Source organism: Pedobacter sp. GW821-FHT01D05, assembly GCF_059422505.1.
Genome location: NZ_JBWKXA010000004.1, coordinates 347518 through 362735, shown reverse-complemented (window position 1 = coordinate 362735; position 15218 = coordinate 347518). Strand labels below are relative to the sequence as shown.

At 38.8% G+C, this 15218-nt stretch carries 16 protein-coding genes; 13 read left to right on the top strand and 3 right to left on the bottom strand.

Going from position 1 to position 15218, the window contains the following annotated elements:
* Positions 1 to 2 precede the first annotated feature (2 nt).
* The 6 genes from AC07VK_RS16635 to AC07VK_RS16610 all read left to right on the top strand — a co-directional run bounded on the left by AC07VK_RS16635 (position 3) and on the right by AC07VK_RS16610 (position 4539).
* Positions 3 to 638, top strand: a complete 636-nt coding sequence (locus tag AC07VK_RS16635) for an O-methyltransferase (protein WP_492961828.1) — start codon at positions 3 to 5, stop codon at positions 636 to 638.
* Positions 639 to 720: 82 nt separating this feature from the next.
* On the top strand, positions 721 to 1395 hold the full coding sequence (locus tag AC07VK_RS16630) for a glucosaminidase domain and LysM peptidoglycan-binding domain-containing protein (RefSeq protein ID WP_492961826.1): 675 nt from the start codon (positions 721 to 723) through the stop codon (positions 1393 to 1395).
* A 78-nt stretch (positions 1396 to 1473) separates the two neighbouring features.
* Entirely contained in the window at positions 1474 to 2316 is an 843-nt protein-coding gene (locus AC07VK_RS16625; protein WP_492961824.1) for a glucosaminidase domain-containing protein, read from the top strand.
* A gap of 48 nt (positions 2317 to 2364) precedes the next feature.
* On the top strand, positions 2365 to 3117 hold the full coding sequence (locus AC07VK_RS16620; RefSeq protein ID WP_492953760.1) for a hypothetical protein: 753 nt from the start codon (positions 2365 to 2367) through the stop codon (positions 3115 to 3117).
* Between the two features lie 41 nt (positions 3118 to 3158).
* Positions 3159 to 3437, top strand: a complete 279-nt coding sequence (locus tag AC07VK_RS16615) for a hypothetical protein (RefSeq protein WP_494939807.1) — start codon at positions 3159 to 3161, stop codon at positions 3435 to 3437.
* 94 nt (positions 3438 to 3531) lie between these two features.
* Entirely contained in the window at positions 3532 to 4539 is a 1008-nt protein-coding gene (locus AC07VK_RS16610) for a DUF3078 domain-containing protein (protein ID WP_492953762.1), read from the top strand.
* Positions 4540 to 4541: 2 nt separating this feature from the next.
* Here AC07VK_RS16610 and AC07VK_RS16605 read toward each other — a convergent pair whose 3' ends face one another.
* Positions 4542 to 5273: an SIP domain-containing protein gene (locus AC07VK_RS16605; RefSeq protein WP_492961820.1), complete on the bottom strand. Its 732-nt coding sequence runs from the start codon at positions 5271 to 5273 to the stop codon at positions 4542 to 4544.
* 96 nt (positions 5274 to 5369) lie between these two features.
* Between AC07VK_RS16605 and AC07VK_RS16600 the strand changes: the two genes are divergently transcribed.
* The gene (locus AC07VK_RS16600) at positions 5370 to 6359 is read left to right on the top strand and encodes a helix-turn-helix transcriptional regulator (protein ID WP_492961818.1); all 990 of its coding nucleotides are present in this window, start codon (positions 5370 to 5372) and stop codon (positions 6357 to 6359) included.
* Between the two features lie 56 nt (positions 6360 to 6415).
* On the opposite strand, the gene AC07VK_RS16595 is transcribed toward AC07VK_RS16600, so the two are convergent.
* Positions 6416 to 8839 (bottom strand): DUF5916 domain-containing protein, encoded by a 2424-nt coding sequence (locus AC07VK_RS16595; RefSeq protein ID WP_492961816.1) that lies wholly within the window; start codon positions 8837 to 8839, stop codon positions 6416 to 6418.
* 192 nt (positions 8840 to 9031) lie between these two features.
* Between AC07VK_RS16595 and ffh the strand changes: the two genes are divergently transcribed.
* The 3 genes from ffh (at position 9032) to AC07VK_RS16580 (ending at position 12995) form a co-directional block, all read left to right on the top strand.
* Entirely contained in the window at positions 9032 to 10369 is a 1338-nt protein-coding gene (ffh, locus tag AC07VK_RS16590) for a signal recognition particle protein (protein ID WP_057930942.1), read from the top strand.
* Positions 10370 to 10705: 336 nt separating this feature from the next.
* Positions 10706 to 12244, top strand: a complete 1539-nt coding sequence (locus AC07VK_RS16585; RefSeq protein ID WP_492961814.1) for a YifB family Mg chelatase-like AAA ATPase — start codon at positions 10706 to 10708, stop codon at positions 12242 to 12244.
* A gap of 94 nt (positions 12245 to 12338) precedes the next feature.
* Positions 12339 to 12995, top strand: coding sequence for a SanA/YdcF family protein (locus AC07VK_RS16580; RefSeq protein WP_492961812.1), 657 nt, complete (start codon positions 12339 to 12341; stop codon positions 12993 to 12995).
* A gap of 184 nt (positions 12996 to 13179) precedes the next feature.
* On the opposite strand, the gene AC07VK_RS16575 is transcribed toward AC07VK_RS16580, so the two are convergent.
* Positions 13180 to 13302, bottom strand: coding sequence for a hypothetical protein (locus AC07VK_RS16575; protein ID WP_492953768.1), 123 nt, complete (start codon positions 13300 to 13302; stop codon positions 13180 to 13182).
* A 110-nt stretch (positions 13303 to 13412) separates the two neighbouring features.
* Here AC07VK_RS16575 and AC07VK_RS16570 point away from each other — a divergent pair, with 110 nt between their 5' ends.
* The 3 genes from AC07VK_RS16570 to AC07VK_RS16560 all read left to right on the top strand — a co-directional run bounded on the left by AC07VK_RS16570 (position 13413) and on the right by AC07VK_RS16560 (position 15196).
* Entirely contained in the window at positions 13413 to 13787 is a 375-nt protein-coding gene (locus AC07VK_RS16570; protein WP_230143069.1) for a hypothetical protein, read from the top strand.
* A 74-nt stretch (positions 13788 to 13861) separates the two neighbouring features.
* Positions 13862 to 14431: a Crp/Fnr family transcriptional regulator gene (locus AC07VK_RS16565; RefSeq protein WP_492961810.1), complete on the top strand. Its 570-nt coding sequence runs from the start codon at positions 13862 to 13864 to the stop codon at positions 14429 to 14431.
* A gap of 84 nt (positions 14432 to 14515) precedes the next feature.
* On the top strand, positions 14516 to 15196 hold the full coding sequence (locus AC07VK_RS16560) for a type 1 glutamine amidotransferase domain-containing protein (protein ID WP_492961808.1): 681 nt from the start codon (positions 14516 to 14518) through the stop codon (positions 15194 to 15196).
* The last annotated feature ends 22 nt before the right edge of the window (positions 15197 to 15218 follow it).

Genomic DNA, 15218 nt, shown 5'->3' with positions numbered 1-15218 from the left:
AAATGAGCCTAATAAACGACGATTTACAGGATTTACTAATTGCCTATTGCGAACCTGAAAGCGAATTGCTTCAACAGATAGACCGCGAAACCAACCTTAAAGTTTTAATGCCCCGCATGTTATCTGGCCACTATCAAGGTCGGGTTTTGAGCATGCTGAGCAAAATGATTTCCCCTAAAAGGATTTTAGAGATCGGCACTTTTACTGGTTATGCTACGCTATGCCTGGCTGAGGGCTTAACCAAAGATGGCCTGCTGTATACGCTGGATATTAATGAGGAATTAGAAGACATGGTTCGCCATAACTTTGCACAATCTGCATTTAACGATCAGATTAACTACATCCTGGGCGATGCCACCACCACAATAACGGGTTTAGATGAAGTTTTCGACATTGTTTTTATCGATGCCGATAAGAAAAATAATGGTACCTATTACGATCTGATTTTTGATCGCGTTCGTCCTGGCGGAATTATCATTGTGGATAATGTACTATGGAGTGGAAAAGTACTGCAGGAGAAACAGGATAAAGACACCAGAAATATTACTAGTTTTAATGATAAAATAGCTGCAGATGAACGGGTTGAGAAATTGATATTACCTGTTCGCGATGGTTTGTTTGTGATTAGGAAGAACTGATGATGGCATATAGTTAATGGCTCATGGTCTTATCAGCCAAGGCCATCAACCATTAAACCATTGTCTATTAACCAAAAAAGAAATGAAGAAAATCTTTACTTTTTGTCTGCTCCTTTTAACAGGGATTATTGCAAGCGCACAAGATACAGAAGAATATATTGCAGAGCACGTAGAATATGCACAGGGTTTAATGCACGATCATAAAATTCCAGCCAGCGTTATTTTAGCTGTTGCCATACACGAATCGGCTGCAGGAAACAGTAAAATCGCACAACACCTTAACAATCATTTTGGAGTAAAAGGCCCAAATAACAATGCCGAAATCCGTTCATCTTATCGCGATTATTTAAATGCGGACGAATCTTATAGCCATTTTGTAGAAATTATGGAAACCCGCAAGCCTTTTAATAATCTTTTCGAAAAATACGATCAATACGATTACAAAGGCTGGGCTTACGGAATCCGCCGTTGCGGTTATGCCAGCAGCAGAAGCTGGGCCAGCCAGGTAATTGGCTTAATCAAAAAATACGAACTCTACCAATACGATGAAAGGCCAGAAGGATACGAAGAGCCTGTTTATGCAACACCAATTCGCCACCGCAGCAAAAGCAGGAGAACAGCTAAAACTTATACCGTAAAATCTGGAGACAACCTAAGTATAATTGCCAAAAAGAAAGGCACCAGCGTTAAAGCCCTGATGCAAAAAAACGGCATAAAAAAAGCGGCCTTAAAACCTGGACAGAAGTTGAAGTTTTGAGTCATGAGTCCAAAGTCGATAAAGACGTACAGTTAACCAATTCCAACAATTAACAGATTAAACATAATCATAACATCAATGCGTTCATACAGCCATTACACCCTTATAGCCGCAACCCTCATATTTTTTAGTTCTTGCGGTACGCGGAAATTTTCTAAAAACAACAAGCAAATAGAAAAAGCAGCCAACAAAGCCAACAACAATTCGTACAAAAGTTACAATACTATAAGTTACATTGATGAGTTTAAAGGAGTGGCGGTTGAAGAAATGAATGCAAACGGAATTCCTGCAAGTATTACATTGGCGCAGGGAATTTTAGAATCAGGCAGTGGAAATAGCGATCTGGCCAAATATGCAAACAATCATTTTGGCATTAAATGTACATCAGATTGGAAGGGAAAAAACTACTTCCGGGACGATGATCAAAAAAACGACTGTTTTAGGGTGTATAAGGATGCCCGCGAATCTTTCAGGGATCACTCTGAGTTTTTAAAGCGCAAACGTTATAGCTTTCTCTTCCAGTTAGATAAGAACGATTACAAAAGCTGGGCACAAGGATTAAAAACAGCCGGATATGCCACCAATCCCAAATATCCGGATTTATTGATCAATACCATCGAAAAATACCAGCTTTACCAATACGATCAACCGGAAAGCGAAAAGCAAAAGATTGCCAGAGAGGACCGTGTCTTTTCAGAAATCAATCAGAATATCCCGCAGGAAAAGGCTAAATTTACGCCAGTAGAAACCCCACCTGCTGGAGCTAAACCCATTCTTGCCGATGGTACTTATACTGTTGTTAAAGGAGATACACTCTACAATATTGCAAAACGTTTTAATTTAACGGTTGATCAGTTAAAAATGTTAAACGAAATGAGTACCGACGCCATTAAACTGGGTCAGATACTTAAGGTTAAATAATGTTAAGTACAAACATAGCCTGCAATATATTTGTAGTTTTGTAACTTAATGAAATTTTTTCTTCCCTTTATACTTGCTTTCGGCATCTCTACGCTGCTTTATGCACAAAATAAACCTGTGCAGGGAATCGTTATTGATAAAGAAACGAAGCAGCGCTTGGCCAAGGTTTATATTTATAACATCCGCACGGGCGATGGTTTATACAACAATACGAAAGGCGAGTTTAGCACTTTTGCTTTACCAGGTGATACCTTAGTTGCGGCTTTATCGGGCTATGGGGTAGATACTATTGTTTTCAAGGGACAAACAGCCGCATATTTTCAACTTAGATCGTTGGGCATAAGACTGCGCGATGTACTTATTCAACAAAAAAGATTAAGTCCGCAGCAGCAATACGAAAAAAATGTTCAGGAATATCGCTACCAAACCATGAAAGGAAGTAGTAAAGATTTATTGAATTTAGGTAACGGTGGTGTTGGTTTAGGTATCGATGCAATTTATAATCTGTTAAGCAAACAAGGAAGAAATGCCCGTCACCTTCAAAAAATCCTGGAAAAAGATTACCGGGAAGACTTGATCGATTATCGTTTCAGCGCCAGTCTGGTTAGTCAGGTATTAGGCATAAAAGATGCTGAACTCACTGATTTTATGCAACAATACCGTCCAACATACCAGTTTGTGCTCGATGCTACTGATTATTCCTTTAATCTGTTTATCAGAAATGCCTATAAAAGCTACAGGTTAAACCCAAAAGCACTGCAATTACCCCCGTTGCCTAAAATAACCATCGATAAGTTGTGAGGGCGCCAATCATCATCGTTAAAAAACTCCCTGCAGCGGGCATGGCAATCTTTCCATTTATCCTGTTAAAATCGCCGCGCTTTAAAAGCGATCCAATCATTATTAACCACGAAAAAATCCATTTACGTCAGCAGTTAGAATTGCTTATTTTCCCTTTTTATATTTTATATCTGGTTAACTACCTGCTTAATCTTATTAAATGCCGGAACCATGATTTAGCCTATCGCAACATTGTTTTTGAGCAGGAAGCCTATGACCATGAAAATGATTTAAAATACCTAAAAAACGGGAATTGGTATGGTTGGTTCAAAAAGATCTGAAACAATAGTTTTCAGCTCCGATTCAATTGTCAATCTGACAATCATTTTGTTAAATGCTTTTTATCTCTAAAATTTTTCTTTTTCTTTGTAGGTAATGAAGAACTGTTTAGCTGCCATAATCCTGATTCTAAGTTTCTGCTCTACCAAATTATATGCACAGGAAATTGATACTATTCCGATCAATACAAAAGACCTGAATATAAAGTTAAAGCGTAGTCCTTTACCGAGCAGACAAGGGCCATTAAACTTTGAACCCGTAAAAATTAAGCCCCTGGTTGTAAATGCCAAGATTAATTACTGGAAAACAAAAACCAACATCGGAATCAATGTTAACCAGGCCCAGTTCAGTAACAACTGGAAAGGTGGGGGTACCAACTCTGTGGCTGTTGGCGGGTTGTTAAACTGGAAAGCAGAATACAATAAAAACAGCTATAGTTATATCAGTGAAATTGTTTTGCAATATGGTAAAATCAAAAATAAAGACCAGTTGCAAAAGAAAACCAACGACCGTATTTTTTGGGACAATAAAGCCTCTTTCCAACTCTCCAAAAGCTGGTTCTTTTTTGGATCGGTAAGTTTTGAATCTCAGTTTGATAAAGGTTTCAGGTATTATAGGGATGGCAATGGAGACGAGCAGGCTGTTTTAATTTCTAAATTTATGGCACCAGGTTATTTAACCGAATCAATCGGTTTGGAGTATAAACCGGTTAAATATTTCTCTACCCGAATTGGTACAGGTACAGCCAGGCAGACTTTTGTACTCGATACCGCAGTTTACGAAAAAGATAAAAAGGAAGCTTATGCGGTAGAAAAAGGCAAAAAATTCAAAAATGAACTGGCTTTCCAAATTGTAAGTGCAATTGATAAAGATATTTTTACCAATACCAACCTGAAAGCCAGGTATGCCATGTTTATTCCATATCAGGAGTTTAAGCCCAGTAAAATCGACCACAGGCTGGATATTGCGCTAACAGCAAAAATCAACCGCTTTATGAATACCAGCTTAACAGGAGTATTGTTGTTCGATACCGATATGGATACGAACAAAATACAGGCCAACCAAACGTTGGCCCTTGGTTTTGGCTTTACCTTCCCGAGGTAGCGTTAACCGCCGCCAACTTTACCTATTTCCCAATATGGCATCGTAACAATCTGCTTAAAGCTTACGCCCCTTTGTTTTAGGTAACGTTTAAACTGCTGTACCGATTTTGCCCTTCCGGTTAAATAAAAAGTTGCATTCTGCCACATTTCCCAGCATAGCGGATGCATATTATCCATCCAGGTGATGGCATTTTTTGCAGGAGTATCCACATCAGAAGGAACCACATCGATCAACAGGTTTAGCTGTTCTGTAGCGCAGAGGTTTTCTTCCTGCAGCTCTAAAATGCCAAAATATTCCACATCCTCATCTACCACTTTTTTTCCAAGCGATTCGTATAAACCCAGGCTGGTTTCATCGCCAAAAAAGAAATGCTGGTTAGATTCTTCCTTATATTTAATCCGCGCACGGTCTAGAATAAGCCTTAAAGTGTCTCCTTTCTGAATGTTCACGGCAAGACTGTGCCCTGGTCCTTGTCTGTTTAAATAAAAGATAACCTCGCAGGTTTCGTTCATTTGATCAAAGGAAGATAGGGTATAGTGCCTGTACTCATTGGCATTAACCCTAAACAATACTTCCATTCCAGGAATAAATTTGGCGTCGAAAAAATCGCCTTTAAAGGTAACGCACTTTAAGTTGCTGCTCAACATTTTCGTTTCTACAACTTCTACCTGATATATTTTATTGCTGATCACTTTTTCCATAGTATTGGCCAGCCATGATGGTAATTTTGGCATCGTATTCTTTTGTTTAGTAACTTTGAACAAAAGTAATTGTCTAACAAACGTATCTTTTTATACCAAAAGGATTAAAGTTTATATCAAAAGGATTTTATGGCTTTAAACATTTACGATGGTGATGATAAATACTATATTGTTGGTAACAAGTTCGACAATAACGAATTTAACCAGGCACTGGTAACCGAAAGAAGAGACAAATACAGCTTTCCCTTTGGCGATGCAGAGATTGTGGAGATCGCTTTTTCGGGTATTTACATTGTTTACGGCGATATGCTCGTGAAAAAGAGCCGCCTGCGCATTAAATCTTTTGATGAACCCGATATGGTTGAGCTTCATTTTTCAATTACAGGCGGCGGCATTATGGAAAATTATCTTACCAACAAACGCCTGGATATTAAAGCCAATCAGCACAATATTATTTATAGTCCTGATTTTGATGGGATGGCAGAATTTACGGTAGGTGGTCCGCATAAATTTTTCGAGGTAAATTTCGAAAGATCACGTTTTGTTGATTTAACTGGCGAAAGCAGCACTTTGCTAAAAAACTTTGCCGAAAAAATCATGAACAACCGTTCGGTAGAGCTTTCATCAGAAAACCTGCCCATCAGCTTTGCCATGCACAGTTGTATAAATGATATTATGAACTGCCAGTTTACCGGTGGATTAAAGCTCTTATTCCTGCAATCTAAATGCCTCGAACTGTTGGCATTGCAAGCCCAGGCTTTTGAACTTGCAGCAAAAAAAACCGACACCCTCACCATTAAATCGTCTTACGATAAAGATCGCATTTATTATGCGCGAGAATACCTGTTAGCCAATGCCATCCATCCCCCATGTTTAACCGAATTGGCAAAGGTTGCTGGTATAAACGAATTTAAACTGAAGCATGGTTTTAAAGAAATTTTCAAAAATACCGTTTTTGGCTATTTAAGCGATTATAAATTGATGCGGGCCAAAGAACTTCTTGCCAATAGCAGCAAAAATATCAAGAATATTTCCGACGAACTGGGCTATTCTTCGGTACAGCATTTCAGCAGTGCTTTTAGTAAAAAATTCGGTGTAAGCCCTGGCAAAGCACGGTAAGTCTAAGTCATATTTCCTAGCCTTGGGTTTAAACCCAAGGCTAGGAACACCCTAACTTATCCCTTTTTCCTTTTCTTCTTCAGATCGAGATAATCTACATAATATAAAACCTTCACCGAAAGGCTGTTATTCTGAGGAGCATTTAAAATCCCGCTTAGGTTTTTGTTGTAACGTTGCGTGTAAAAGGTATCATAAGTTTCGGCGGCATCCTTGTACGAAACGGAAAGAGTGCTGCCGGGTGCAAATTGCCAGGTATAAATCAAATCAATATTAAACACATTATAGTTTCTATCCATCCCGGTTAATGTTGGTCCTTGATAATCGGTTAAATGGCCATCAGGCTGAAGCAGGTAAAGTTCTTTATTTCTTCTATCACTCCAATAATGCCTTAGCACAATGGTTAGTCCCATTAAGTTGGTAAAGGTGTATTTAGCATCAAATGAGTTTTCTACCGTTCTGCGATCGTATTTAGAGAAAATGGCTTGATCACCTTGTGCGGTTACCCAGTTTACATAATCGTAATTTGGGTTAAAGTTCAGGTCTAAACCAAAAGCAATCTTATCATTTAACCGCAGGTTCTGGAAAAAGTAAAAGTTGTATTGTTTACCGCCAAAAAGTTGCTGTTCAAAATAGCGTACATTTCCACCAAAATTATAGGCTTTGGCGCGGTTGGGATTTATATACAAAGCAACACCAAAATTTCCTGGCGCTTGATACATTTGTCCATTTCGGGCTTCGTAAAAGTCGTTCCCTTTTCTATCTACACTTAAATCAAACTCTGCCGACCATTGATTTTTAAACTGAACCCAATACCCTGTATTCGCACCTATTTTTTGATAAGCACTCGGTATTGCCCTGCGAGAATAATTTAGATTAAGCCAACTTTCAAATTGATTATACCATTTGCTTGGCTTGTATACGTTATAACCTATACCAATCCGCTGATCTAAAAAATTGTTATTGGTAAAGAAACCCATATCTGATGGATCAAATTTATCATCAGCATATACCTGATTGTAGCTCCAGGTAAAATTTCCGCTCTGTTTTCCAAACCGTAAGGTGTAGCTATAACCCGTGCTCGACTCTTCACCCCGTAAATAGCTCATTTTACCCCCGCCATTTACGAAATATTTATTGCCTTTATTGTTTAAATTGAAAAGCAGGGCACTCACATTGGCATCGTAAGCAGAACCTTGTCTAAGCACATTTGTATTGATAAACGTAGCCGAACTGTTGTTTTTTAACGACTGATCGAAAACCAGAATGTTATAATTGGTGAGGGGTTGCGTTTCTACCATGCGAAGGTTACCCTGAGCATCCTCTACCTCAGTTTCCATGCTATTGGTAATGGCATTAAATATCCCAATACCAAGGCCTTTTGCTGTCCGTCCTGAAATTTTTGTGGCATTTAATACCTTGGCCTCGGTTTGATCTTTTACAATTTTATCACTGCTGCCTACCCCGCTGTAATTATAATAAGATGGAATAGAGCCGATGCGCTTCGAATAAAACAGGTCACCTTTGTTAAACAATTCTGTTCCTTCTGTAAAAAACTGCCGGTTTTCATTAAATTTCACTTCAAAAGGAGTGAGGTTTAATATCCTGTTATCGGATTGCACCTGACCAAAATCGGGTACTAAAGTCATATCCAGCGTAAAACTGTTGTTAATTCCGTATTTAACATCCATCCCTCCATTAAACCGCGAGGTTGTGTTTTTTACCCCGGGCAAATTAACCGGATAATGGTTTACATAAGCCGAAATATATGGCGAAAAAGATAATCTTAATGGAGGTTTAACATCTTTTATTCCCATCCACAACCCTTCCTGATTGATAAAGCCATTTACTTTAGGGTCTACAAAATTCCAAAAGGTCTGTGTATTGCTCCGTTGTATCCTACGGCTAAAGTTTAAACCCCAGTTCTGGATATCCTTACTAGAGAAACGCAGGGCCGAATAAGGGATTTTCATTTCGCAGGTCCAGCCTTTATCATCAATTTTAACAGCACTTTCCCACACTGCGTTCCAGTTGGCATCTTCATCACCCACCTGCGAGTATTTGGCATCAAACTGAACACCGGCAGCCGTAACAAAAAAGCCATTTCCGTTCATCTTATCGTAAAAGGGGTCTACAATAATCGAAATGAAATCGGCGTTGCCAATATTATCCCTCGACACCAACTCGTGTGAAACACTGTCAGGGTGATCGTACATCCGGGCATAAACATAAATCGCAACATCATCATAAAGCACCTTCATTTCAGTACGCCGATCATGGGTTTCTATCTTTCCCGGATTTGGCCTGATCTGAATAAAATCAGTAGCAATTGGAACATTATTCCAACACTCATCATCTAAAATACCGTCTACTTTGGGGCTTTGCAGCGTTCTTTTTGCTTCTAGCTGGCGCTGTTTCGAAATATCCTGAGCTTGGGAGAAAGCACAAATAAATATAAAAAAAAGGAGGATACAGCGTTTCATTTGTTTAGGTTAGTTAGGTATAAGACTATACCTTAAGCAAAATGTTGCACCAAAAGAAAAATTTAATATTCATCTTCCTAAAGTTTTGACTTTGAGTTGCTAAGATTTACAAGCAAAATTTGATACATTTGCCTTTTATTAAAAACAACTAGCTTTTTGCCTTTCGGCATGAAGCTTTTAGCTTAAAAAAAGATGTTTGATAATTTACAGGACAAGCTAGACAGAGCATTTAAAGTACTAAAAGGACAAGGCAGCATTACGGAAATCAACGTGGCAGAAACCATGAAAGAAATTCGTAAAGCATTATTAGATGCCGATGTTAACTATAAAACAGCAAAAGCATTTACCGATGATGTGAGGCAAAAAGCTTTGGGGCAAAACGTGCTTACCGCGGTTTCTCCAGGTCAATTGCTTACTAAAATAATGAACGATGAACTTGCAGCCTTAATGGGTGGCGAAGTTACAGAGTTAGATACTAAAGCAAATCCTACCATCATCTTAATTGCGGGTTTAAATGGTGCGGGTAAAACTACCTTTGCAGGTAAGCTGGCTTTGCATTTAAAAGGTAAGGGTAAAAAACCTTTATTGGTTGCAGGCGATATGTACCGCCCCGCCGCTGTAGATCAATTGGAGGTTTTAGGAACCTCGGTTGGTGTTTCGGTTTACGCTAACCGTGCATCAAACGATCCTGTTGGCATTGCTTTAGAAGGTATTGCTCATGGTAAACAAAATGGAAATAACGTAATCATTATAGATACCGCAGGTCGTTTAGCGATCGACGAATCTTTAATGAACGAAATATCAGAAGTTAAGGCCAAAACGCAACCACACGAAATTTTATTCGTTGTGGATTCGATGACAGGGCAGGATGCGGTAAATACAGCCAAAGTATTTAATGATCGTTTAGATTTTACAGGTGTTGTTTTAACCAAATTAGATGGCGATACCCGCGGTGGTGCGGCACTTTCAATTAAATCCGTCGTAAACAAGCCCATTAAATTTATCGGTACCGGCGAGAAAATGGAAGCACTTGATGTTTTCTATCCAGACCGTATGGCATCGCGTATTTTGGGCATGGGTGATGTGGTTTCACTTGTGGAACGTGCACAGATGCAGTTCGATGAGAAAGAGGCAGCAGAACTTCAGAAGAAAATCCGTAAGAATAAATTCGATTTCAACGATTTCTACAACCAGATTCAGCAGATCAAGAAAATGGGTAACATGAAAGACCTGATGGGCATGATACCGGGTGTAGGCAAAATGATGAAGAATGTAGATATCCAGGATGATGCCTTTAAATCAATTGAAGCGATTATCAACTCAATGACTCCGTTTGAAAAAGAAAACCCAGATAGTATTCAGCAAAGCCGCCGTTTACGTATTGCAAAAGGCTCGGGCAGCAAAGTAGAAGAAGTTACTAAGCTGATTAAGCAGTTTGAAGATATGCGTAAAATGATGAAGCAATTTTCTAACCCGGCAGCCGCAGCAGCAATGATGAAAGGTATGCCTAAAATGCCATTTGGCAGATAGTAGAGAGGTTTGAGGCAGAAGGTTTAGGGTGTAAGGTATAGTAGTTACGTCATGCTGAACTTGTTTCAGCATCTTTTAAAATAATACAAATCCCGATCAGTAATGGTTGGGATTTTTTGTTTTATTGGTTTTGGAAATGGGGGCTCAGTATTCCATAAGGGGGCCAGTCTTGCTTTCCCTGTCCCGACATAAAGTCCAATCAGGTTTATTTAACAGCGGGTCGTGGAACCGACTCGTTAATAGATACTAAAACTTGATCTTTTTTAAATAATCTGTATATTAGAATCAATATTCATCCCGAATAATTTACATCCAAATTTATTTTAATTAAAATCAATGCTTGTAAAAACATACGGGAGTGCTGTTTATGGCGTAAATGCACTAACCATAACAATCGAAGTGAATATTAGCGCGGGTACAAAATACTACATGGTAGGCCTGCCAGATAATGCGGTAAAAGAAAGTCTTCAACGTGTGGCCAGCGCCATTAATATTTCGGGGTTCCGTATGCCGAAGCAGAAAATTGTAGTCAATCTAGCACCTGCAGATATCAAAAAGGAAGGTTCATCCTACGATCTCCCAATAGCCATCGGTATTTTAGCAGCATCTGGACAGATCCCAAGTGATGAACTAGACGACTATTTCATCATGGGCGAACTCTCTTTAGACGGGACCATTCAACCCATTAAAGGTGCCTTACCAATCGCAATCCAAGCACAGCAAGATGGTTTTAAAGGTTTCATCTTACCGAAACAAAATGTTCGCGAGGCTGGCATTGTAAACGATTTAATTGCCTATGGTGTAGAAAACCTGGCTCAGGTAATTGCTTTCTTTAATAAGAGCGAAACACTGGAACAGGTTAAAATCAATACAAAAGAGGAATTCTTAAAAAACATCAATAATTACGAGCACGATTTTGCTGACGTTAAAGGCCAGGAAAATATTAAAAGAGCACTGGAAATTGCAGCCGCAGGTGGTCACAATGTTATTTTAATCGGTCCCCCAGGGGCAGGCAAAACCATGTTAGCCAAGCGCCTGCCAACTATCTTACCCCCATTAAACTTAAATGAAGCTTTAGAAACTACAAAAATCCACTCCGTTGCCGGGAAACTTTCTGCTGCCGATGCTTTAATGACGATCCGTCCATACCGCTCCCCGCACCATACCATTAGCGATGTGGCTTTAGTGGGCGGGGGAATGAACCCACAGCCCGGAGAAATATCGCTGGCCCATAATGGTGTTCTCTTTTTAGATGAACTACCTGAATTTAAGCGTACCGTTTTAGAGGTAATGCGCCAACCTTTAGAAGACCGTAAGGTGGCCATAGCAAGGGCAAGGTTTTCGGTAGAATATCCTGCAAGTTTTATGCTGGTGGCCTCGATGAATCCTTGCCCATGTGGTTTTTACAATCATCCGGAGAAAGATTGTGTTTGCGCGCCAGGCGTAGTTCAAAAGTACCTGAGTAAAATATCCGGACCGCTTCTAGACAGGATTGATCTTCATGTAGAAGTAACGCCGGTTAATTTTACAGAATTAGCCTCCGCAGCCAACACAGAACGAAGCAACCTCATTAGGGAACGTGTAATTAAAGCCCGGGAAATTCAGGACAAGCGTTTTCGCGATAAAGAAGAACTGCACTGCAACGCCCAAATGAGCCCGAAAATGGTGCGGAAGGTATGCCAAATCAGCGAAGCAGGCACTATTTTATTAAAAACAGCTATGGAAAGGTTGGGCTTATCGGCCCGTGCTTACGATAGGATTTTAAAAGTGGCCCGAACCATTGCCGATTTAGCCGGAAGCGAAAATGTAGAGCTTGAGCATTTGGCCGAATCCATTAATTATAGGAGTTTGGATAGAGATGGCTGGGCAGGATAAAAAGATTTGAAGAAAATCAATTTTTAAACACATGTGATAATCCGTTTTGCCTTTAACTATCTTTAAGGGATAAATAATTACTACCGTTTAATCCATGAAGACTAAAAAAATCATAAAATTATTAATCTATGCCTCCTTATTGGGCATCATTGTAGTATTGGGCATAAATTTATTGATAAAATCTCAAACTGATCCGGTAATTTTTTCAAAAGAAAAAGACACGCCAGGAACCAAAGTAGCCATTATTTTTGGTGCAGGAATAAACAACAATAAGCCAAGCAAATACTTAAAAGACAGGCTCGATGCTGGCATAAAACTTTATAAAAACCATAAAATTGATAAAATTCTGTTATCTGGTGATAACGGTAGCGATGAGCATGACGAGTTAACGGTGATGAAACTTTATTGCTGTGAACATGGTGTTGATACCAATAAAATTTATCTTGATTATGCTGGCTTTGATAGCTACTCTACTTTATACAGGTCTAAATATATCTTTAATATTGATACAGCCATTCTGGTTTCACAAAAATATCATTTAAACCGGTGTATTAATATCGGGAATAAACTAGGTGTTAAGTCATATGGCTTTGCTGCCGATAAAGGCACGTATCAGGGTTACAAATATGCTTCTTTTAGAGAATATTTTGCCCTTGTAAAATCTACAATCGACTTAATGATTGGTAGAAAGCCTCATTTTTTAGGCGAAAAAATTAATATTAATGGTCCATCAAACTACACCAAAGAATAACATGAAATCTTCCATGTTCTTATTGGTTTTATCTCTTTTACCTGTAACTTCATTCCAAAAAAGGATAGCCATTCCGAGGTATTTTATTAAGTGAATCGCCAAAATATAGCATTAATTCAAAAAGGTTGAAATGTTAGACTTTATCAATGCCTAAATTGAACAAGGTCTTTTAAACTGAACAGTTTTACCATGCTAAATCTTTAATGCTAACTCCAGGATCCCCATTTAAAAAATTTTTACTGTCCGTTTTTTCAAAAACCAGCCAAAGCACTGTATTACAACATTTTAAATTTAAAAATAATTTCATTGCACAAGATTTTAAAGGCCTATTCAGCCAATGGCAGCAACGCTTTGGCACAGTCGTTGTCATAGCTCTGTTACATTTATTACCTATTTAAAACTAAAAAAGTGAAAGAGATGAAAAAGACAGTTCAAATTTTCAGCATGCTTTTAATAGCATTAACCGTAATGGTATCATGTAAAAAAGATACCGATCCAGCAGATCGGGATTTCTTTGTGGGTACCTACAAAGGAACCGTTTCTTATCGGAGTGGAGAAACTACCATTAATAGTACTGATGGTAAAGTAACAGTAAGTAAAGTGGGCGAAACTTATAATTTTTACTTCGGCAACGGGATTCCTGATATTACAGGTGTAAAGTTTGAGAAAACAGGCGACAACAGTTATGTTAGTATTGGGTCAGGCTTAACCGGTATCAGTATTGATGCCAGTACCCTTAAAATTTTGGTTTCGAAAGATGGCCAAACCTGGACAGCCAATTGTACCCGATAATTCTTAATAAAAATAAAAGCGCCAATTGGCGCTTTTATTTTATACCTATAATTCAGATTAGCTAAATTTATAGCATGAGTTTTGAATTAAAAGCACACCTCGAAGAAATTATCCCGCTTACCGATCAAGAATTTGAACCTATAATTGCCCATTTCAGGCTTAAAAAGCTCAAAAAACACCAATATTTGATCCAGGAAGATGAACCTGTAAAAAATATCTATTTCGTAATTAAAGGGCTTTTAAAAGCCACTTTCACCGATGCCAACGGCAAGGAATACATTATACAGTTTGCCATGGAAAACTGGTGGATCTCTGACTTCAGGGCTTTTTACAGCAATGTAAACTCAGTTACAAATATCAGCTGCTTAGAAGATGTAGAATTATTGGCCATTACCAAGGAGAACTTAGACAAAGTATGCGCTGAACACCATAAAATGGAGCATTTCTTCAGAGTGAAAAATAGCTTTGGTTATATTGCTTTACAACAACGGATTTTATCCCTGCTTAGCACAAGTCCTAGAGAACGCTTTGAGCAATTATCACAACAATATCCACAACTTACACAAAGGGTTTCTAAAACTATTATTGCAGCGTACTTAGGCATTTCAAGGGAAACGTTAAGCAGGCTTTCTGCAAAAGTGTGATTTAGCGCACACCAAATATGTGACGCTAATCCTTTGCCATTGAGAAATAGCACTATAATTTTGTTTTATAAATACATAAAAGATATGAACAAGAAAGTTTTATTCGTGCTTACAAGCCACGACGAATTGGGAAATACAGGTTTAAAAACAGGTTTTTGGTCAGAGGAGCTAGCCGCTCCCTATTATGCCTTAAGCGATAAGGGCATAGAAATTACATTGGCCTCACCAAAAGGTGGCCAACCACCCATTGACCCTAAAAGCGAAGATCCCACATTTCAAACCGATACCACGCGGAGAATGGATAAGGATGCTGTTCTATTGGATAAATTAAAAACCACCATTAAATTGGAAGATGTAAAAATGAGTGATTACGATGCGGTTTTTTATCCTGGTGGCCACGGACCACTTTGGGATTTAGCAGAAAGCACAACCTCACAACAACTCATAACCGAATTTTATACCGCCAATAAGCCAGTTGCTTTTGTATGTCATGCTCCGGGAGTGCTTAAAGATGTAAAAGTGAATGGCGAATACCTGGTGAAAGACAAAAATGTAACCGGATTTACCAATACTGAAGAAGAGGCCGTACAATTAACAAAAGTAGTGCCTTTCCTGGTTGAGGATATGTTGGTAAAAAACGGCGGGCATTACAGCAAAATCGCTGATTGGAATCCCTATGCTGTGGTTGACGGCTTGTTGATAACCGGACAAAATCCGGCCTCATCAGAAAAAGTTGCAGAAGAATTATTAAAGCTCCTTGCCTAAATTTAAATCCTCAACAAGGTTG